This window comes from Halorubrum sp. ASP1 (assembly GCF_005435135.1).
GTDB classification, from domain to species: domain Archaea; phylum Halobacteriota; class Halobacteria; order Halobacteriales; family Haloferacaceae; genus Halorubrum; species Halorubrum tropicale.
Map to the genome: position 1 here is coordinate 45,224 of NZ_SGUA01000001.1, position 19,799 is coordinate 65,022.

The 19,799-nt window shown below is 71.1% G+C and carries 20 protein-coding genes; 6 read left to right on the forward strand and 14 right to left on the reverse strand.

The window, feature by feature from the left end; translation table 11 throughout:
• Positions 1-36 precede the first annotated feature (36 nt).
• Together EXE48_RS00235 and EXE48_RS18600 are read right to left on the reverse strand one after the other, a co-directional pair.
• Positions 37-1,035: a YeiH family protein gene (locus EXE48_RS00235; protein WP_053771795.1), complete on the reverse strand. Its 999-nt coding sequence runs from the start codon at positions 1,033-1,035 to the stop codon at positions 37-39.
• Positions 1,032-1,193 carry a hypothetical protein gene (locus EXE48_RS18600; protein WP_167551903.1) on the reverse strand — a complete coding sequence of 54 codons (162 nt, stop codon included), beginning with the start codon at positions 1,191-1,193 and terminating at the stop codon, positions 1,032-1,034. The genes EXE48_RS00235 and EXE48_RS18600 overlap by 4 nt, the downstream gene beginning before the upstream one ends.
• 131 nt (positions 1,194-1,324) lie before the next feature.
• Between EXE48_RS18600 and EXE48_RS00240 the strand changes: the two genes are divergently transcribed.
• The gene (locus EXE48_RS00240; RefSeq protein ID WP_137710536.1) at positions 1,325-2,749 is read left to right on the forward strand and encodes an HD domain-containing protein; all 1,425 of its coding nucleotides are present in this window, start codon (positions 1,325-1,327) and stop codon (positions 2,747-2,749) included.
• 49 nt (positions 2,750-2,798) lie between these two features.
• Here the strand turns inward: EXE48_RS00240 and EXE48_RS00245 are convergent, their stop codons facing one another.
• The 8 genes from EXE48_RS00245 to EXE48_RS00280 form a co-directional block, all read right to left on the reverse strand.
• Entirely contained in the window at positions 2,799-4,196 is a 1,398-nt protein-coding gene (locus EXE48_RS00245) for an FAD-dependent oxidoreductase (RefSeq protein ID WP_137710537.1), read from the reverse strand.
• Positions 4,197-4,349: 153 nt separating this feature from the next.
• A complete protein-coding gene (locus tag EXE48_RS00250; protein WP_137710538.1) occupies positions 4,350-4,988 on the reverse strand; it encodes an HD domain-containing protein in 639 nt (212 codons plus the stop codon).
• Between the two features lie 12 nt (positions 4,989-5,000).
• Positions 5,001-5,696, reverse strand: coding sequence for a phosphoribosyltransferase (locus EXE48_RS00255; RefSeq protein ID WP_053771791.1), 696 nt, complete (start codon positions 5,694-5,696; stop codon positions 5,001-5,003).
• Between the two features lie 56 nt (positions 5,697-5,752).
• Entirely contained in the window at positions 5,753-6,358 is a 606-nt protein-coding gene (locus EXE48_RS00260; protein ID WP_053771790.1) for a DUF7519 family protein, read from the reverse strand.
• The gene (locus EXE48_RS00265) at positions 6,298-7,803 is read right to left on the reverse strand and encodes a DUF58 domain-containing protein (protein WP_053771789.1); all 1,506 of its coding nucleotides are present in this window, start codon (positions 7,801-7,803) and stop codon (positions 6,298-6,300) included. Before EXE48_RS00265 ends, EXE48_RS00260 begins: the two co-directional genes overlap by 61 nt.
• Positions 7,800-8,351, reverse strand: a complete 552-nt coding sequence (locus tag EXE48_RS00270) for a DUF7269 family protein (protein WP_137710539.1) — start codon at positions 8,349-8,351, stop codon at positions 7,800-7,802. Before EXE48_RS00270 ends, EXE48_RS00265 begins: the two co-directional genes overlap by 4 nt.
• Before the next feature lie 52 nt (positions 8,352-8,403).
• Positions 8,404-9,351, reverse strand: a complete 948-nt coding sequence (locus EXE48_RS00275; RefSeq protein ID WP_137704720.1) for a DUF4129 domain-containing protein — start codon at positions 9,349-9,351, stop codon at positions 8,404-8,406.
• 164 nt (positions 9,352-9,515) lie between these two features.
• Complete coding sequence (locus EXE48_RS00280; RefSeq protein WP_053771786.1) at positions 9,516-10,565, reverse strand: MBL fold metallo-hydrolase; 1,050 nt, start codon at positions 10,563-10,565, stop codon at positions 9,516-9,518.
• A 127-nt stretch (positions 10,566-10,692) separates the two neighbouring features.
• Here EXE48_RS00280 and EXE48_RS00285 point away from each other — a divergent pair, with 127 nt between their 5' ends.
• From EXE48_RS00285 to EXE48_RS00295, 3 genes are all read left to right on the forward strand, one after another.
• On the forward strand, positions 10,693-11,070 hold the full coding sequence (locus EXE48_RS00285; protein WP_053771785.1) for a hypothetical protein: 378 nt from the start codon (positions 10,693-10,695) through the stop codon (positions 11,068-11,070).
• A 391-nt stretch (positions 11,071-11,461) separates the two neighbouring features.
• Entirely contained in the window at positions 11,462-13,723 is a 2,262-nt protein-coding gene (purL, locus tag EXE48_RS00290; RefSeq protein WP_137710540.1) for a phosphoribosylformylglycinamidine synthase subunit PurL, read from the forward strand.
• Between the two features lie 161 nt (positions 13,724-13,884).
• Positions 13,885-15,051, forward strand: coding sequence for an ABC transporter ATP-binding protein (locus tag EXE48_RS00295; RefSeq protein WP_137710541.1), 1,167 nt, complete (start codon positions 13,885-13,887; stop codon positions 15,049-15,051).
• 58 nt (positions 15,052-15,109) lie between these two features.
• Here the strand turns inward: EXE48_RS00295 and EXE48_RS18605 are convergent, their stop codons facing one another.
• A complete protein-coding gene (locus EXE48_RS18605; RefSeq protein ID WP_167551902.1) occupies positions 15,110-15,259 on the reverse strand; it encodes a DUF7550 family protein in 150 nt (49 codons plus the stop codon).
• 242 nt (positions 15,260-15,501) lie between these two features.
• Here EXE48_RS18605 and EXE48_RS00300 point away from each other — a divergent pair, with 242 nt between their 5' ends.
• Both EXE48_RS00300 and EXE48_RS00305 read left to right on the forward strand, forming a co-directional pair.
• Positions 15,502-17,214: an L-lactate permease gene (locus EXE48_RS00300; RefSeq protein ID WP_137710542.1), complete on the forward strand. Its 1,713-nt coding sequence runs from the start codon at positions 15,502-15,504 to the stop codon at positions 17,212-17,214.
• Between the two features lie 84 nt (positions 17,215-17,298).
• Positions 17,299-17,574: a DUF8150 family protein gene (locus EXE48_RS00305; protein ID WP_137710543.1), complete on the forward strand. Its 276-nt coding sequence runs from the start codon at positions 17,299-17,301 to the stop codon at positions 17,572-17,574.
• A gap of 10 nt (positions 17,575-17,584) precedes the next feature.
• On the opposite strand, the gene EXE48_RS00310 is transcribed toward EXE48_RS00305, so the two are convergent.
• The 3 genes from EXE48_RS00310 to EXE48_RS00320 all read right to left on the reverse strand — a co-directional run bounded on the left by EXE48_RS00310 (position 17,585) and on the right by EXE48_RS00320 (position 19,290).
• Entirely contained in the window at positions 17,585-18,103 is a 519-nt protein-coding gene (locus EXE48_RS00310) for a PIN domain-containing protein (protein ID WP_137710544.1), read from the reverse strand.
• Positions 18,100-18,390 (reverse strand): UPF0175 family protein, encoded by a 291-nt coding sequence (locus EXE48_RS00315; protein ID WP_137710545.1) that lies wholly within the window; start codon positions 18,388-18,390, stop codon positions 18,100-18,102. The genes EXE48_RS00310 and EXE48_RS00315 overlap by 4 nt, the downstream gene beginning before the upstream one ends.
• Positions 18,391-18,723: 333 nt before the next feature.
• Positions 18,724-19,290, reverse strand: coding sequence for a hypothetical protein (locus tag EXE48_RS00320; protein ID WP_137710546.1), 567 nt, complete (start codon positions 19,288-19,290; stop codon positions 18,724-18,726).
• Between the last annotated feature and the right edge of the window lie 509 nt (positions 19,291-19,799).

Below are 19,799 nucleotides of genomic sequence, written 5' to 3' on the forward strand. Positions count from 1 at the left end.
ACGTGAACCCGTCCGACGCCGGCCCGTCGACGCGGCTCACAGCAGCCAGCGCACCGCCGCGAGCGCGACCGCGCTCACGGCGAGCAGGTGGACCAGCACCGCGCCCACGGGCGCGGCGCCCACCGCGCGCATGTCGCCGATCCGGATCGAGAGCCCGAGGCCGACGAACGCCAGCGCGAACAGCGCGTCCGAGACGCGCCCGATCGACGCCAGCGCGGCCGGCGAGAGCAGCCCGCTGTTTGCGACCGCCGCGACGATCAGGAAGCCGAGCAGGAACTTCGGGAACTCCGCCCACAGCCGCCGCACGCCCGGATCGGCCGCGGAGCGCGCCGTGTACGCGACCGAGTACGCGACCGCGACCCCGCCCAGCAGCGAGTTCCGCGCCAGCTTCGTCACCGTCGCCCACTGGCCCGCCTCGGGGGAGTAGGCGAACCCCGCGGCCGCGACGGGGCCGGTCGAGAACATGCTCACCCCCGCCCAGACGCCGAACTGTCGGCCCGTGAGGCCGAGCCACTCGCCCGCGAGCGGGAACGCGACGAGGGTCGCGGCGTCGAACAGCAGGATCGTCGCGGCCGCGAAGGTGATCGCGGCGCCGCGCGCGTCCAGCACCCTCCCGATCGCGACGACCGCGGAGACGCCGCAGACGCTCGCGCCCGCGGCCAGGAGCGACGAGGTGGGCGACCCGATCCGGAAGAGGCCGCGCGCGACGGCCTCGGCGAACAGGAGCCCGCCGGCGACGACCGCCACCACGAGGCCGAGGACCCGCGGGCCGGCGGCCAGGAACTCCTCGACCGCGACCGCGGCGCCGAGCAGCACGATCCCGGTCTCCAGGAACAGCTTGTCGACGCCGACCCCCGGCTCCGCGACCGCGGGGATCCCGACGGTGTTCCCGACCCCGACGCCGAGCGCGACGGCGACGACGAGCGGCTGGAGGCCGGGCACCGCGTCCGCGACGAGCGTCGCCGCGACCGCGCCCCCCGCGAGCAGCGCGAGGCCGGGCAGGTACGCCCGGACCGCCTCGACGACCCCCGTCACAGCACCTGGCCGACGAGGTGCGCGGCGACGATCCCGAGCCCCAGCGCGAGCGCCTGCCAGCCGCGGTCGAGCGCGGTCCAGCGGTCGACGAGCGAGGGGCCGGCCGCGCCGGCGTCGCCCGCTCCCGCGTCCGTCCCGTCGGCGGCGTCCGATACCATACCCGTGGCTCGGCGCGCTCGCATTTATGCCGTGTGACTCGGGGCGTTCTCCGAGGGTGGGACCCGGACGGCCGTCGCTCGACCGGCGACCGAAAGAGGCACGGCGCGGGAGGGTGTGGTGACCACAATCGATGCCCACCACGCAGATCAAAGACTCCGTCCACGGCTACATCGAGCTGCCGGACGCGCTCGTCGAGGGCGTCGTCGACACGCGACCGTTCCAGCGGCTGCGGTACGTCCGCCAGCTCTCTGCGACCCACTTGGTGTACCCGGGCGCGAACCACACCCGGTTCGAGCACTCGCTCGGCGTCTACCACCTCGGACGGACCGTCTTCGAGAACCTCCGCCGCCAGTCATACTTCACCCGCGACGCGGCCGTCGAGGAGCTAGAGGAGATACAGCGGACACTGTCGTGCGCCTGCCTGCTCCACGACGTGGGGCACCCGCCGTTCTCGCACCTCTCCGAGGGGTTCCTCGACGAGGGCGTCCTCCGGGAGCGCGTCGCGGAGACCGGCCTCGTCGACGCCTTCGACCGGGCCGGCGTCGGCGGCGCGCCGCTCCGCTCGGCGAACCCCCACGAGCTGCTCGGCTGCGTGGTTATCGTCGAGGAGTACGGCGACGCCCTCCGCGCGTTCGACGTGGACCCATTCGAGGTGTGCGCGTACGTCCTCGGGTACAGCCTCGCGTACGAGCGGGGCGAGCCGTGGCAGTACGGGGTCGGCGCGCAGCTGCTCCACTCCCCCGTCGACGTGGACCGGCTGGACTACATCACTCGCGACAACGAGATGACCGGCGCGGGCGTGTTGAGCTTCGACGTCGAGCGCATGGTCGACGCCTACACCGCCCACCCGGAAGCGGGCCTCGCCCTCTCGGAGAAGGCGCTGTCGACCATCGGCAACTACCTCGAAGGCCGGATCGCGCTGTACATGTGGGTCACCCAGCACCACAAGTCGGTGTACGCGAACCGGCTGCTCCAGGCGATGCTCGGCGAGTACGAGCGCGTCACCGGCGAGAGCCCCGTGACGGTGGACGGCATCATCGACCGCGAACTCGACGACAACGCGGTGCTCGAACGGCTCCGGGTCGCGGCCCGCGAGCACCCCGACTCGACGCTCGCGTCGATGTACGACCGCTTCCGCGGGCGGCGCTTCCCCGCCACCTGCTGGAAACACCGGATCGCGCTCGCCGACCGGATCGGCGGCGACATCGGCGACGACCTCCCGGTGGACGGCGACCCGCTCGACGAGTTCACCGCGTGGCTCACGGCCGGCGACGACCGCTTGGAGCGGCTCCTCGCCGACGCCCTCGACGTGCCGGTCCACGAGGTGTGGATCGACCGCTCGTACGTCCCCGCATACGACCCCGACGAGCTGGAGGACATCCCCATCGCGTACGGCGGCACGACGCGGTCGGTCGCGGACTGGGGGCTCTACGGCGACAGAGCGTTCGACGTGCCGATCCCCTTCGTCTTCGTCCCCGACGGGACGAAGCGGCGGGCGATCCGCGTGCTCCGAGAGGCGTTCGAGCGGGAGGTCGCGGCGGACGAGGCGGCGTGAGTCGGCGTTCGATCGTTCGGAGAAAGGTTCGGATCGGGGGCCGGTCGGATCAGTCGTCGGCTTCGGCGGGAACGGGGCCCTCGGCGTCGTCGGCCTCGGCGTCGGACTCCCCGTCGGCCCGCGGGAAGTTCTCGATGGTCGCGTCGCGGAAGGCGGACTCGTCGAACTCGTAGTCGCCCTCGAAGAAGCCGAGGACGGTCTCGACGTCGGTCATCGCGTTCTTCAGCGCGGTCGACGCGCCCGGGGAGGGCGTGATGTTGAACAGGATGCCGTCCTCGACGATCTTCGCTTCGCCCATGTCCAGTTCCCTGCTCTCGGTGTCGACGATCTGGGGGCGCACGCCGCCGTACCCCTTCGCGCGGTCGATGTCGTCGACGTCGACGCTCGGCACGACCTTCCGGACGTTCGGCAGGAACGCGCGCTTCCCGACGCCGGGGAGGTCGTACACGAGGTTGCGGACGACGTACGGGAAGAGGATCCTGTCCGAGAGGATGTTGACGTAGCTCAGCACGGAGTCGGGGTTGAACCCGAACACGTCGACGAAGTCGCTCACCGTCGAGAGGTGGCCGCGCTCCAAGGCGGGCACGAGCTTCGCCGTCGGGCCGAACCGGGTGACGCTCCCGTCGTGGACGTCGGCGTCGCCGTGGACCGCCGCGAACGGGAGCTTCTTCATTTGGAGCGTGTACACCTTCCCGTTCAGCAGGTCGTCGGCGAGGAAGAAGCTCCCCGCGACGGGCAAAAGCGACATCCCCTCGCCGTACCCCATCTCCTTGGCGAACTGGAGGCTGTGCGAGCCGGCGGCGACGACGACCGCCTCGGCGTCGAACGCGCCGTCGTCGGTGTCGACGCGGAAGCCGTCGCCCCGCTCGTCGACGCCGGTCACGGTCGTCCCGAGGTGGACGGAGACGGCGTCCTCCTCGCGGGCGGCCTCGACGAACGACTCGGCGACCGCGCCGTAGTCGACGACGTAGCCGTCGGGCGTCTGGAGCGCCTTCAGCTCGATGCCGGGGTCGCGCCCCTCGACGACCTTCGGCTCCAGCTCGGCGATCTCCTCGCGGCCGATCTCGCGGAGCTTCGGGAACAGGTCGCCGAACCCCTCCTCGCGGTAGCGCTCCTCCAGCTTGGCGACCTCCTCGTCGCCCACGCCGAGGACCATCTTGCTCCGCTTGCTGTGCATCTCGCGGTCGGGGTCCGCCCCTTCGAGGTACCCCGCGAGCAACTCGGCGCCCTCCTTGACCTCCTCGGCCTTCTCCAGGGTGTAGTTCGTCTCGATGTCCCCGAAGTGGAGGGTCTGGGAGTTGTTCGTCCGGTGTGAGTTGATCGCCGCGATCTCCCGTTCCTTCTCGATCAGCGTGACGTCCTCGACGTCGGTGAACTTCGCCACCGTGTACAGAAGCGACGCCCCGCTTATCCCGCCGCCGACGATTACGAGATCGGTGTCAGACATGCGTGGTGAAAGCTCACCTCGCGAGACGCCCTCCCCCGTTAACCCTTTTACCATCCTCGCGCGAAATCGCGGGGTAGAGCCCCTACGAACGTCTATCTCGAAAACGACGATCGTCGAACAGCTGTCGGCGCCGCGGTTCGGGCCCCTCCCGAGTTACCCGTCGCGCGCGGCGCGGTACCGCTCGCGGACCGCCGCGAACAGTTCCCTCCCGGCCTCGGTCCGGAGCCGCGGCTCGGCCGTCGCGAAGAACTCGTCGAGACCGTCGTACTCGCGGAACGCGTCGGGCTCGCCCCGCTCCGGGTCGTACCGGTCGTCCCGCTCGTACAGCAGGGCCTGGAGACAGACGTCGAGCAGGTCGCACTCCTTGACGAGGACCGCTTCCGGCGACTCGCGGGCCTCGTACGCCTCCCAGGCGTCGGCAACGCGTTCGGGGAGCGGGCCGGCGAGGTCCGACATCGCCTCGCGCTCCGCCGCCGCCTTCGCCCCGCGGTCGACCGCGTCCGCGGTCGAGTCGGCCCGGGTCGCCACGTCGCCCGTCTCCGCCTCCGCGACGTCGTGGACGACGGCGAGCCGGAGCGCGCGGTCGAGGTCGACGCCCGGGAGGTCCTCGCGAAACCGATCGCCGAGGGTCACGACGAGGTAGGCGACCCCCCACGAGTGGGCGGCGACCGACTTGGGCGCGTCGACCCCGCGGAGCTGCCAGCCCGTGCGCCGCTCGTCTTTCAGGTCGTAGGCGGCGAGGACGGCGTCGAACGCCCGTTCAGCGTCCGCGTCGCGCTGTTCGTCGGCCATCGCTCCGGGCCGCTACTCGGCGAGCGCCCAGCTGTCGTCGCCGACGGGCTCGGCCACGTCCCGGCGGACCATCTCGTCGATGACCTCGTCGAGGCGGTCGGGCTGGGCGACCTCCATCTCGATCCGGCCGATGCCGTGGTACTCCTCCAAGTAGTGACGCAGGTCCTCCCGCGAGAACGCCGACTCGTCGGCGCGCTCCATCGCGCCCTCGGTGAGGTCGATCATGTCTTCGAGGAAGTTCCACGGGTAGACGACCCACGTCCACTGTTCGAGCCGCTCGCCCACGAAGTCGGGCTGGAACTCGGAGGTGCCCAGGAGCTGGAGCGTCGCGGTGCGGATCTCGGCCGCGTTCCGGTCGTCGACGTACTCCTCGGCGCGGCGGATCGAGCCGCCCGTGTCGGCGATGTCGTCGATGATGAGGACGTTCTTCCCCTCGACGCTCCCTTCCGGCATCGGGTAACGGATCTGGGGCTCGCCGCTCTTCTCGGCGGTGCCCACGTAGTGTTCCATCTTGAGGCTCGTGAGGTCGTTGAGCCCGAGGAAGTCGCAGACGCAGCGGCCCGCGAACCAGCCGCCGCGGGCCAGTGCGACCACCATGTCCGGCTCGAAGTCGGCCCGCTTCACCGCGTCGGAGACGTTGCGGCAGAGCCCGTAGATGTACTCCCAGTTGGTGAGCGTGCAGTCGAAGTCGTCCGGGAGGTCGCTCATACGACCGTACCTGCCACCCGCGCGCTGATAAGGGTTTAGCTCCGGTGTCGCGGGCCTCACCGCAGCGCCGAGATCAGCGCGATACCGCCGGCCAAAAGCAGCGCGAGCGCGGCCACGGGCTGGCCGCCGCCGACCGCGAGGGAGACGCCGTAGACGAGCCCGGCCGCGAGCGCGCCGACGAGCAGGCTCAGCCCCGCGTGGACCGCGACGTTGCGCCGGACCCGCGCGCCCCGGCCGACCTGTTCGCCGAGGCCGACGCCGTGGTCGGCCACGTCCCACGCGACCGCCAGCCCGACGGCGGCGACGAGCAGCGGCTCGGCGGTCGCGCCGCGGTACCCGGCGACCGCGAGCCCGACCACGCCGACGGCTGCGCCCCACGTGAGGACCCGCGTCGACCGCCGGAGCGAACCGCCGAGGAACCCGAGCGCGGCGACGCCGAGCAGCGCGCCGCCGACCGGACTCGCGACCAGCCCCGCGGTCGCGGCGACACCCGCGGCCGCGAGGCTCGCGACGACCGCGACCGTCGGCGACCGCGCGTCCGTCTCGTGGAAGTCGCCGTGCGCGTCGTCACCGGTCGGTCGGACCGCCGAACCGTCGCCGCTCATCGCGACCACCGCCTCGTCGCGGCCGCGACGGCGACCGGGAAGGAGTCGTCGCCCCACTCCACCGCGCGGATCCCTCCCGACCGGAGCGACCGCAGCCGCTGGCGCCGCTCGAAGGTCGTCAGCCGCTGGCCGACCGTTCCGGTCGCGGTGGGGTCCGGCGAGAGGACCGTCACGAGGTGCCCGTGCGCGTCGATCCGGCGGGCGAGCGTCGCCGCGGTGTCGTCGACGAGCGGCGTGAAGAACAGCACCTGCGCGTCGGCCGGGAGCCGCCGCCGGAACCGCCGGAGCCACAGCGACCGGTAGAACCGCTCGTCGCTCGGCGTCGGCGCCAGCGCCGGGGCGGTCGCCAGCGTCTCCCGCCCGCGAGCGGCGTGGACGGTCCCGCTGCCGGGCGGGAGCCAGCAGTCCATCGGCGACAGCGCCGCGATGCCGACCCGGTCGCCGCCGTCGAGGAGCGCCGAGAACGCCTGGCCGGCGGCCGCGACGCTCGCCTCCACCGCGGTCTCGGCGTCGGGGTCGGACGCGGCGTACGCGGACTCGCGGGCGTCGACGAGCAGCACGACGGTGGCCGAGCGCTCCTCGCGCAGTTCGACGGTCGACAGCTCGCCCGTCCGCGCCCGGCGGTTCCAGTCGATCCGCTTGAGCGGGTCGCCCCGGCGGTACTCCCGGGTCGCGTGGAACTCGACGCCGGCGCCGCCCACGTCGGTCGGGACCCGCCCGTGGTGGACGGTCGTCAGCCCGCGGAGGGGGAGGTCCCCGCCGGCGGCCAGTTCGGGGGTACAGGCGATTGCGGTCGGCGCGTCGAGGGCCGTCGCTCGCTCGCGGGCGCCCGCGGCGTCGCGCGTGACCGCGGTCATCGGCTCCCACTCGTGGTCGCCCCGGGCCGCGCGCACCGTGTACTCGAACGTCACCGCGGCCCCGGGCCGCAGCGCCGTGGCGACCCGCGCGGGGCCCTCGGCGACGGCCAGCCCCGGCGGGACGCCGTCGACGAGGCGGAGGTCCGGGAGCGGCGCCTCCCCGACGTTCTCCGCGCGGACCGTCACGCGCACCTCGTCGCCGGGCGCCGGGGCCTCGTCGCTCACCGTCCGGGTGACCGCGAGCGTCGGCGTCGGGGCCTCCCCGGCCCGGGCGTACACGGCGTAGCCGACCCCGACCGCGCCGGCGAGCACCAGCGACGACTGGCGGACGAGCACGCCCAGGCCGACGAGGGCCAGCGCCGCCCCGGCGATCCCCAGCCAGCGGTCGGTCGCGACCTCGCGCCGGCGCTCGCGGTCGGTCGGCGCCGCGGCCGGCCGTCCGGCCGCCGCGGAAGCGTCTCCGATCGCCTCGCCAGTTTCTTCGGCCGCCTCGTCTTCGGACTTTGGCGCGTCGGACCCCGACTCGTCGACACGGTCGGCCGTCGGCCCGGGTCGGTCGTCCCGTTCCGGACCGCTCGTCTCGCTCCCGCCGCTCGCGGCCGCGTCCGAGCCGGCCGCCACCTCGGCGCCTCGCGGGTCGCTCACCCCGCACCCCCCTCGATCCGTTCGATCTCGTCGACCGCGGCCCGGAGCCCGTACCAGTAGTTCGAACGCCCCCGGATCCCGGCCGACAGGCGGACGCGGACCGGGTACCCGCTCCGGGTGTCGAAGAAGGCGGCCGCGGTGGGGTCGTCCGTCCACGTCCCGTCGTCGACGGCCGCAGCCGCGGCCTCTGGCGGGCAGTTCCGGTCGCGGGCCATGGCGTCGACCGCGACCTCCCGGATCCGGTCGCGGAGGTCCCGCCGGTCCCGGTAGCCCCCCGGCGCCGGGCTGACGACCCGCGCGATCCGCTCGTCGAGGTCCGTCCCGGGCACCGCGGCGGGCGCGCGCCGCTCCGGTTCGCCGGGGTCGGTCAGCAGCCGCCGCCGGTCGCGGCGCGCGTTCGCGTACCGCACTCCCTGGACCACGCCGAGGACGCCGAGCAGCGTCACCACGGCCGAGGTGGGGGAGATGGCCGCCGCGACGCCGCGGTCGAGCGCCGCGAGGACGCCGACGGCGACCGCCGCCACCCCGACGATCGCGAGCGGTCGCACTACGGCTCACCCCCGTCGGGTCCGGCGGCCGCGGTCGCGGACCGGTCGCGCGTCACGAGTCGCCCCCGTGTCGCTCCTCGATCCGGCGCAGCGCCTCGACGGCGCGGCGCTCGCGGTCGTCGGTCGCGTCCTCGCCGCCGTACCGCACGCGCTCGAACACCTCGGTGAGCGCGGTCACCGGCTCCTCGTCGACGCCGGCGTCGACCGCGGCGGTCGCGAACTCGGCGGGCGTCGAGGAGGCGGGCCGGTCGACGTCGAGCACGTCCGTCATGTCCCGCCACGCGCGGTACACCTCGTTGTCCGCGTCCGACGACTCGATCCGGTCGGCGGCCTCGCCGGCGGTCCGACCGATCGCGTCGAGGTCCGGCGGCTCCTCGGCCGGATCCTCGGCCCGCGCGGCCGCGTCCCCGTCCGCCTCGTCGTCGCCGCCGGCGAGGAGCAGCGCGGCGACGCTGGCGATCACCGCGACCACCACGACGAGCGCGAACAGGATCTGCGGCGCCGACGCCGCGCCCTCGCCGCTGCCGACGCCTGCGCCGCCGACGGCGCCGGCCGGTAGGATGCTCGTCCCGTTGCCGCCGAGGCCGAGCGAGACGGTGACGCTCTCCGCGACCGAGCGGCACGTCGACAGCACCCAGAAGAGGACGCCGACGGGGGCGCCAATCACGCTCGCGACGGCGACGCTCGCGAACGGCGACGCGGTGTCGCGGTAGGTGATCGCGGCGAGCAGCGCCAGTCCGACGAGCAGCGCCAACACGGCCGGCGGCTCCCGCAGCGACGGGAAACAGAGCCCCGACGCGGAGAACTCGCCGGCCTCCCCCGAGGAGGAGAGCACGCCTGGGTCGCCGGTGTCCGATCCGACGCTCGGGGCCTCGCCGCCGCCTCCGCCGAAGCCGCCGCTACCCGTGTCGACGGCGGTGTTCAGCGTCGCGGCAGCGACGCCGAGCGCGACGAGGGCGAGGAGGGCGACCGCGACCGCGACGAGGGCGTCCCGCTTCACGTCCCCGAATACGCCGGCCGCCGGGAATAGCTTACGGCGTCGGCCACCCGGGCTGTGGCTCACCGCTTCGGGCTGGCCTCATCGGCCGGGCTGGCGTCATCGGTCCGGGCTGGCGTCACCGGCGCCTCCGTGCGGGCGGCTCGGTCGACCGTCGGACCGCTCCCTTACGCGTCCTCGCTCCCGTCGACGAGGTCGTCGAGCGGCGTCGTCGGGAACAGCGCGTCCACGTCGGGCTCGGGGTCGACCAGGCGGTACGCGGTCCCGTCGCGCTCGACGACGCCGGCGGCCGCCAGGTGATCGAGGTGCGAGAACGCCTCGCCGGGGCCGTGGAGCACGTGGATGTCCTCCAGCGAGCCGAACAGCGCCGCCGACACCTCCCACGCGGTCGCGGGGCCCGACTCGTCGAGCACGTCGATCACCCGGCGGGTCCGGTGGCGGTGGTGGTCGAGGATCGTCGCCGCGCGGCGCCCCGGCTCGTCGATCCGCCAGCGATGACCGGGGTGGGCGGCGTCGAAGTCGCGCGCGACGAGCCGCGCGAGGCTCTCGGCGTAGGCGGCGAGCGCCCCCTCGACGCGCACGTCCGCGCCGCCGACGTTCGGTGTGTACTTCGGGAGCAGCGCGTCCCCGGTGAACACCTCCTCCGTCGCGTCGTCTCCCGCCACGGGCTCGTGGTCGGGGACGGTCCGGGGGTCGAACGCGAACCCGGAGAGGCCCGCGGTGTGGCCCGGCAGGTGGAGGACTTCGAGCTCGACGCCGCCGGCCTCGATCACGTCGCCGTCGCCGAACGTCGTCACGTCCGCGGGGTCGCCGGAGAGGTCCGCGCTGACCGCGTCGAAGAACCCCGTCAGGCGCTCGCGGTCGGCCGCGGGCATCCCCCAGCGCTCGAACGTCTCGCGCTGGAGGTCGCGGTCGGCGAACAGCGGCGTCTCGGCCCCGTCGACGAGGCCGGCGTCCGCCTCGTGGACGTACACGTCGGCGCCGCCCGCGGCCTGGACCTCGCCCGCGAGCCCCGCGTGGTCCGGGTGCCAGTGGGTGAGCACGACCGCGTCCACGTCGGCGAACGAGCGGCCGTGCTCGGCGAGGCCGTCGACCAACTCCCCGCGCACGCCCGGGAGCGCGACGCCGGTGTCGACGAGCGCCGTCGTCTCGCCGTCGAGCAGGTACACGTCGTTTTCGCCCTCGAAGACGGTGTTGCCGAGCTGGATCCGTTTCACACGACTCCGTCGGCTGCCGGGCATTTCACGGTTTCTACCGCGGCGCGACCGACCGCCGCTCGCCGCCCTCCCGTCCGTCCGCGGACGCGACCGTTGGGGCTTTGCTTCTCCCGCCCGTTCCGGTGATATGGAGTATCAACCGGGCGTGTGTAACATCGGACCGACCCAACAGCGACGGCGGCTGCTCCTCGGCGTCGGGTCGCTGCTGGCCGCGGCGGCGTACGTCGCGGCGGTCGTCTCGCTCGCGTGGCCGCGGTGGGCGCTGATCGCCGCCGTGGTCCCGTTGTACGGCGCCGCGATGGGCGCGTTACAGTACCGCGAGCGCTTCTGTATCGGCTTCGCGGGGATGGGCGTCTTCGACGTGGGCGACGGGGCGAACGAGATTCAGAACGAGGAGGCGCTCGCCGCCGACCGCAAGAAGGCGGTCCGCCTCAACGCGAAGGCGATGGCGCTCGGCGCGGCCGGAACGGTGGTCGTCTTCGCCGCGGTAACCGTCTTTCTATAAATAATTGTACCGTTACGGACCGTTCGTTTATACCTGATTGCGAGCGGGTCGGCGGCGAACACCGCCAAAGATCCAGGCGCACGGCTGCCCCTTTGAGTCTCCCCCGACCGCACAGCCCCGCGCCTCACACCTCCCCGGCCTCGCGGTTCGCTCGGGGCTCCCTGCGGTCGCCCTCCCTCACCGCGTCCAGCGAGAATCGGAGATTCTCTGGCAGCCGGCGCGTCGCGCCGGCGACCTCGCGCGCGCCGCCTCGCGGCCTCCGCTTCGCTCCGGCCGCTCGCAGGCACGCGCCGCCGCACAGCACCGCAATTTGTGTGGGATCTCGGTAGAGTATCAACACGAACGTGCGTATAGAAAAGCATTAGACCCGGCTTGGTGACCACGTAAGTGAATGAGTCTGTCCGATGCGGACCACGAGCTCGTGACCGCGGAGCTCGGTCGGGAGCCGACGGCGGCCGAGGCCGCGTTGTTCGAGAACCTCTGGAGCGAGCACTGCGCGTACCGCTCCTCGCGGCCCCTGCTGTCGGCGTTCGACAGCGAGGGCGACCAGGTCGTGGTCGGCCCCGGCGACGACGCCGCGGTCCTCGCGCTGCCCGAGCCCGACGCGGCCGACGCCCCCGCGGCCGAGCGCGCCGCCGACGACTACGGCGACACTTACGTCACGTTCGGCGTCGAGAGCCACAACCACCCCTCCTTCGTCGACCCGTTCGACGGCGCGGCGACGGGCGTCGGCGGCATCGTCCGCGACACGATGAGCATGGGCGCGTACCCGGTCGGCCTCCTCGACTCGCTGTACTTCGGCGGCTTCGACCGCGAGCGCTCCCGGTACCTCTTCGAGGGCGTCGTCGAGGGCATCTCCCACTACGGCAACTGTATCGGCGTCCCCACGGTCGGCGGCAGCGTCGCCTTCCACGGCGGCTACGAGGGGAACCCCCTCGTCAACGTCGCCTGCGTGGGGCTGACGAACGAGGAGCGACTCGTCACGGCCACCGCGCAGGAGCCGGGCAACAAGCTGGTCCTCGTCGGCAACGGCACCGGCCGCGACGGGCTCGGCGGCGCCTCCTTCGCGAGCGAGGACCTCGCCGAGGACGCGGAGACCGAGGACCGCCCCGCGGTCCAGGTCGGCGACCCCTACGCCGAGAAGCGGCTGATCGAGTGCAACGAGGCGCTGCTCGACGAGGACCTCGTCCGCTCGGCCCGCGACCTCGGGGCGGCCGGGCTCGGCGGCGCCTCCTCCGAGCTCGTCGCGAAGGGCGGCCTCGGCGCCCGCATCGAGCTCGACCGGGTCCACCAGCGCGAGCCGAACATGAACGCCACCGAGATACTGCTCGCCGAGAGCCAGGAGCGGATGTGCTACGAGGTGGACCCGGACGACGTCGACCGCGTCGCCGCGCTCGCCGAGCGGTTCGACCTCGGCTGCTCCGTCATCGGCGAGGTGACCGAGGGGAACTACGTCTGCGAGTTCGCGGGCGACGCGGACGGCGACGGGGAGCCGGAGGTCGTCGTCGACGCGCCGGCCGAGTTCCTCGCCGACGGCGCGCCGATGAACGACCTGCCGAGCGCGCCGCCGAGCGAGCCCGAGCGCGACCTCCCGGACGACGCGCCGCCGCTCGACGAGGCGGTCGCCGCCGTCCTGTCGGCCCCCTCGACCGCGAGCAAGCGCTGGGTGTACCGCCAGTACGACCACGAGGTCGGCACGCGCACGGCCCTGAAGCCCGGCGACGACGCCGCGCTGCTCGCGATCCGGGAGACGGAAGCGGAGGACGGGGCCGACGGCGGCGCGGACGAGTCCGGCGACGGCGTCGGCCTCGCGCTCGCCTCCGGCGCGAACCCGAAGTGGACCGCGGCCGCGCCGTACGAGGGCGCCCGCGCCGTCGCCCTGGAGAACGCGACGAACCTCGCCGCGACCGGCGCGGTCCCGCTCGCCGCGGTCGACTGCCTCAACGGCGGTAATCCGGAGAAGCCGGACGTGTACGGCGCGTTCGAGGGGATCGTCGACGGGCTCGCCGACGCCTGCGCCGCGCTCGACGCCCCGGTCGTCGGCGGGAACGTCTCGCTGTACAACGACAGCGTCGAGGGCCCGATCCCGCCGACCCCGACGCTCGCGGTGCTGGGGACGACGCGCGGCTACGACGCGCCGCCGGCCGCGCTCGACGCCGACCGCGCGGCCGACTCCGAGCTGCTGCTCGTCGGCGCCGCCGGCGACGCGCTCGGCGGGTCCGAGTACCTCGCGCACGCCGGCGGGAGCGACCGGTTCCCGGCGCTGCCCGACGACTCCGGCGGCGCCGACGACCTCGCCGGCCTCGTCGCGTCGCTGGCGGCGGCCGCCCGCCACGAGTCGACGCTCGCGGCCCACGACGTGAGCGAGGGCGGGCTCGCGGTCGCGCTCGCCGAGCTGGTGACCGACGACGCCGGCGTCGACGCGACCCTCCCCGACCGCGTCGCGGCCTTCGACGAGACGCCCGGCCGCCTCCTCGTCCAGACCACCGACCCCGAGGGCGTCGCGGCCGAGGCCGGCGACCTCCCGGTCTTCCGGCTCGGCGAGGTGACGACGGACGGGACGCTCTCGCTTTCGGTCGGCGACGAGTCGGTCGCGCTCTCCGCCGACGCGATACGGGATCGCCGCGACGTGATCGACCGCGAACTGGCCTGAACCGCCGAGACGCGGCACGCGGGGGCTTCGACCGTCCGCGGTCCGTCCCCGCGACCGCCCGATTTCGACGCCGCGAGAGCGAGCGATACGCTTTTAGGCACTCCTAAAGTATGTGGCGGCAACCGCGGGACGCCGGTCGGCCCGGCGCCCGCCCCTCACCGATGGCATCCACGGAACCAGTCGGCACGACGCGCTCGGTCGAGTCGGACGACGCGACGAGCGAGCGACCCCGCGACGACTCGGACGACCGGCGGTCGGCCGGCGACGACGCCGACCACGTCCTGTCGCTGTCGGACGTGACGAAGGCGTTCGGCCAGGAGACCGCGGTCGAGGACGTCTCGCTCGACGTCCGGTCGGGCGAGCTGTTGACCTTCCTCGGCCCGTCCGGGTGCGGCAAGACGACGACGCTGCGCACCATCGCGGGGCTCGAAGAGCCCACGGAGGGCCACATCACGCTCGGCGACGAGGTCGTCGCCGGCGACGGGTCGTTCGTCCCGCCGGAGCGGCGCGACGTGGGCATCGTCTTCCAGAACTTCGCGCTCTTCCCCCACCTCACCGTCCGCGAGAACATCGCGTTCGGGCTGTCGGACGCCGACGCCGCCGAGAGCGAAGCGCGCGTCGACGAGCTCTTGGAACTGGTCGAAATGACCGACCACGGCGAGAAGACGCCGGACCAGCTCTCGGGCGGGCAGAAGCAGCGCGTGGCGCTGGCCCGCTCGCTGGCCCCCGAGCCCGAGGTGCTCCTCTTAGACGAGCCGTTCTCGAACCTCGACGTGCGCCTCCGGGTGGAGATGCGCGAGGAGGTGCGCCGCATCCTGAAGGAGGCGGGCGTCACCGCCGTCTCGGTCACCCACGACCAGGAGGAGGCGCTCTCCATCTCCGACCGCGTCGCCGTGATGAACGACGGGCAGATCGAGCAGGTCGGCCGCCCCGAGTCCGTCTTCGAGCGCCCCGAATCGAAGTTCGTCGCCTCCTTCCTCGGCCGGGCGTCGTTCCTCGAGGGCGAGCTCCGCGACGGGAAGGTCGACACCGGTATCGGCCGCTTCGACGCCGTCACGCTGGAGGGGTACGACACCGTCTACGACGGGGCGCCCGTCGACGTCTTGGTCCGCCCCGACGACCTCCGCGCGACGCCGGCGAGCCCCGAGCTCGCCGACGGCGTCGTCACCTCGCGGCAGTACGTCGGCCCCTCGTTCGTCTACCGGGTTGAGCTCGACTCCGGCGAGGCGGTCCACTGCCTCCACAACCACGTCGAGGAGTTCGACCTCGACGAGCCGGTCTCCCTAGAGCTCACCGCGGACCACCCGCTCGCCTGGTACCCGCGCTGAGCGCGCCGCCGGCGGCGATCTCGTGTCGGTAACTGTGCCCGAAGAGCGCCGGCGGCGCTCAGAAGGTGGCGAGGAACGGAACGGCGTACGCGATCAGCAGGCCGATCACGGTGACGGCCGCGCCGATACCGACCTCACGGGTCCCGAACTCCTGCATCGGAGCGGTCACGCGCGCGTCCGGGTCGGGCTCGTGTGAGTGGTCGTCCATGCCCGCGAGTCCGGTCGGGGGATACATAAGCCCACCTGAAGCCGACGGCGTCGACCCGCCCGGAGCCGGGCGCACCCGCCGTCCCGGGCCGCCCCCCGTACGCGGTTTCTCGACGCGATATGTACCGCCCGTTCGGCCACGGAGGACGCTCTCGTGCCCCGATCAGCTCGGTAATATCGTCAGAAAAGAAACTTACATATGGTTCGTTGCGGGACGGCAATATACGGTCAACTGACACAACTATGACAACCGTCCTCACGCTAGCGTTCGTCGGCGTCATTCCGATCGCCGTCGCGTTCGTCCTGCTCGCCGGACTGCGGTGGTCGGCCGCCCGCGCGATGGGCGTCGGGTGGCTGCTCGCGGGCGGGATCGGACTGACGTACTGGGGCATGGAGCTCGACTGGCTGGTCGCGTCGGCCGTCTACGGCGCGCTCCAGGCGGTCGACATCATCCTCATCGTCTTCGGCGCCATCCTCCTGATGAACTACCTCGAGGGGAGCGGCGCCATCGCCACCATCCGCTGGTACTTCGGCCAGATCGAGGAGGACAGACGCATCCAGGTCCTGCTCATCGGCCTCGGCTTCATGACGATCATCGAGGGCGCGGCCGGGTTCGGCACCCCCGGCGCGCTCGCCGCGCCGCTTTTCATCGGGCTCGGCTTCCCGCCGCTTGCGGCCGCGGTGTTCGGCCTCTTCTTCAACGCGCCGAACCCGCCCTTCGGCGCGGCCGGGACCCCGGTCATCGGCGGCACCGGTGCCGTCATCGAGCCGGCGCTGTCGGGCTCGATGAGCGTCGGCGAGTTCCTCTCGATGGTCTCCGCGTGGTCCGGCGTCGTCACGGGGGTGACCTACGTGTTCTGGGGCCTGCTCGGCGTGTTCTTCCTGACGTACTGGTTCGGCGACGCCGACGGCGGGCGAAGCGTGGGCGGCGCCGTCCGCGACACGCTCCCCATCGCGCCGTTCGCGCTCCTGCTCGGCGCCGTCACGGGCGGGACGCAGCTGGCCATCGCGTGGGTCGTCGGCCCCGCGCTCCCCGACATCGCGGCCGGGTTCGTCGTCCTCGGCGTCGGGCTCCTGCTCGCGAACAACGACGTCCTCGTCCCCGACCGCGAGTGGGACTTCCCGAGCGACTCGCGGTGGAGCGACACCTGGCTCGGCGGGCTGGACCTCGACGAGATCTCCCGCGACCAGCCGAAAAAGGAGATGTCGGTGCTGCTCGCGTGGACGCCGTACCTGCTCGTCGCCCTCGCGCTCCTCGTCACGCGGTGGCCCGACCTCACCGTCGCCGGGACCGAGGTGCTCGTGTGGATCCAGAGCTTCTCCGTCAGCATCGACTCGATCCTCGGCACGGAGCTCGGCTACACGCTCCAGTACCTCTACCTCCCGGGGACGATGCCGTTCATCCCCATCGCCGTCCTCACGGGGCTCCTCCACGGGATGGACCTCGACGAGATGGGGGCGGCGTGGAGGCGCTCGGTCGAGCAGGTCGCGCCCGCCGCGCTCACGCTGATCATCGCGGTGTCGATGACGCAGGTGATGATCCAGTCGCAGACGAACACCGCGGACCTCCTCGGGATGATGGAGGCGCTCAGCCGCGCGCTCGCGATCGGCGCGGGCGGCCTGCTCCCGCTGATATCGCCGTGGATCGGCGCCATCGGCTCGTTCATGACCGGGAGCAACACCTCCTCGAACATCCTCTTCAGCGTGCTCCAGTACAACGCCGCCGAGACGGTCGAGCTCTCCCGGACGGTCGTCGTCAGCCTCCAGAACGTCGGCGGCGGCCTCGGCAACATGGTCTCCGTGCTGAACGTCGCCGCGATCTGCGGCGTCGTCGGCATCACCGGCCGCGAGGGCGACCTGCTCCGCAAGGCCATCGTCCCGATGGCCCTGTTCGCGCTGTTCGCCGGGCTGTTCGGAATGCTCCTGAGCTACGTCCTCGTCCCCGGGCTGTTCTGACCCGGGACGGAGTGTTTTTTGGAGCAACGCTTTCCCGCAGCCAACTCGAAACCTGGGTCGAACGACTCGACGTCGAAGACCGCTATGAGCGACTCACGAACGCCTGAAGAGGACTCGTCCGATTCCGACGGCGGCGCCGAGCGACCGCCCCGCTACGAGCAGGTGATCCGGTGGGCCGAGTACATCAAAGCGCAGCCGCCGGAGGTGTGGGGCCCACAGCAGAACGCGGTCGTGAACGGCCAGATCGAGAGCGCGCAGGCGGTCGACGTGAGCGCCGAGGAGAAGAATCGAATCCGGGAGTTCGCCGACGAGGTGTTGGAGGCGGAACGCGGCGACGAGGCAGACGCGAGCGGAGAATAGACCGCTCCGATCACTCGAACGACTTCAATTTCCGGAGAATTGCCGCGTACAGGTCCGGCGCGACGTACCAGCCGCGGTCGATCATCGCGCCGATCGCCTCACGTCCCTCTTCCGGGGACAACTCCCCTCGCTTCACCGCCGAGAGGACGACGTACGCGGTCCCGCGCGTCTCGACGCCCTCGACCGCGGCCGCCGAGCGCCCCGCCGACTCGTCCATCACCGCGACGCCGTCGCGCGCGTCGGCACACGCGAGCACCGCGACGTCGGCGTCGCTCAGCCCCGCGTGGCGGTCCAGCCCCGCTGCGACCGCGGAGTCGTCGCGGTCGACCTCGACGACGTCGAGGCGCCCGTCCTCGACCGCCCGCTCGATCCGGCGCGCGTCGTCGTAGCCCGCCTCGATCCCTTCGGTCACGACCTCGCGGTACACCCGTTCGGGGACGAGTCGAGGTTTTGAAACCGTCTTGACGACGCCCAGCCGCTCCGCTTTCGCGAGGTAGATCAGCGGGGTCGCGTCGAAGACCCAGGTCACAGCTCGTCGAGGTCGGCTTCGAGGTGGTCGCCCGAGACCCACGGGCGGTCGGACTCCTCGACGAGCCGCGCGAACTCCCAGACCGATAGATCCGCGAGTTCGGCAGCCTTCGTGAGCGAGACCTCGCCGTCCGCGAACCGGTCGAGCGCGCGTTCCCGGCGCCATTCGTCGAGCCCCTCCGAGAGAAGCTTCCTGACCGCCGTGCTCCGGTCGAGGCGCTCGGATTCGAGGTACGCCTCGAGTTCGGCTTCGAGGTCGTCGGGGACTCGCGTAGAGATTGTAGGCATAATGTTTGCTATGTGTACGATGTATTCATATGTTTCGCCGGGACTCGTTCGTGCGTTTGTTTCGGCTTGCGGATTGATGATCTCGACGCCAGGAAGTCGGTCCTCGCTCGGTTGTTATTCATATTACGGCGGACGCAATCATCTATGCCTGAAACGGGTACAAACGACCTCAAGACGACGAGAATCAACGTCTGTGATACCGATCGCTAGCTGGCCGAAAATCAACACGGTCTGGAAGGAGGAGAGATACACGTCGCGGAGCGCTTCCAAATAATCGTCGTCTATCGGCCTGGCGCGACGTACCAGCCCCGTTTAATCATCGTGTTGATGACGCTACGGGGTCTCCTCGTTTATACTAACCGTTAGCGTGCCCGAGAGATTGTCAGCTTTATCACCAGTTTCGAGGTAGATGGAAACACCTGCTCTCTCACCGGCACTCAGCGTTACAGTTGTGCTATCAGTCTGTATAATGCTATCGTATCTATCTTTACCGACTTTAATCACGTTAGTTTGACCGTTTGAGCCACCTCCGTACTCACCGTCGTCGTTGTCCATGTCTTCATCCTGTACAAGAAACATCAGTTTGGTATTGGTATCTTCGTCGACGCTGTCGGTGGTGTACTCTAATTTCACCTCTCGTTCTTCGGAACTCTGATTTTTTACGTTGAATGCAGGCTTATCGTACGGAGTCTGGCTGAAAAGATCGTTATAGACAGGATCAGTGGCGGCCTCATTCGCTTCAACCTCACCGATTTGATACCTGGAATTAGGGTTAACTCCATCCGCACTACCGTTTGCAGTGAAATCAATAACGAGCTCGCCCTGGCCGTTCTGTCGGATGATTTCACCACTTTCCTCCGTGTCGCTGAGAGCAATCAGAGCGCTATCGTCGGAGGTCACATTAATATTTGAGTCCCGACTTGTGCTCATCGCGGTGAACGCACCCTGCCTGTTGCAGCTGCCGAGCCGGCAGCGAGCGATCCGATCCCGATCATGAATTTACGTCGTTCCATGGTTGGTCTACCTCTGTTACCGCACACGACCCGCCGAGGACACGAGACATCCCGTGTCACCCTGGGTCGCTCTACTTCACCCATGGGGCGTACCCCAGATTGTTATGAGTCAACAGAAGAGTCTCTGGTCAGTACTGAAGATTCAGCGGGGCTGTTCTGGCTGGTTTCAGGATCACTCTGCCGTCCATCAAGCGGTCCCTTCGGAACGATCTGTCCGACTACGATCGCGTACAGATGTATCTCGCACGTGTGATTGGGCCTAACCTGCTGTCACCCAGTAACCAACCACTCGTGAAATAGACATATCACAACTATATTAAAAATCGGGCGTTAGACTGTCTCACTGAACGGTCCCTGTTTTTCGAGTAGAAACAAGATATTCGACCGCAATCGATC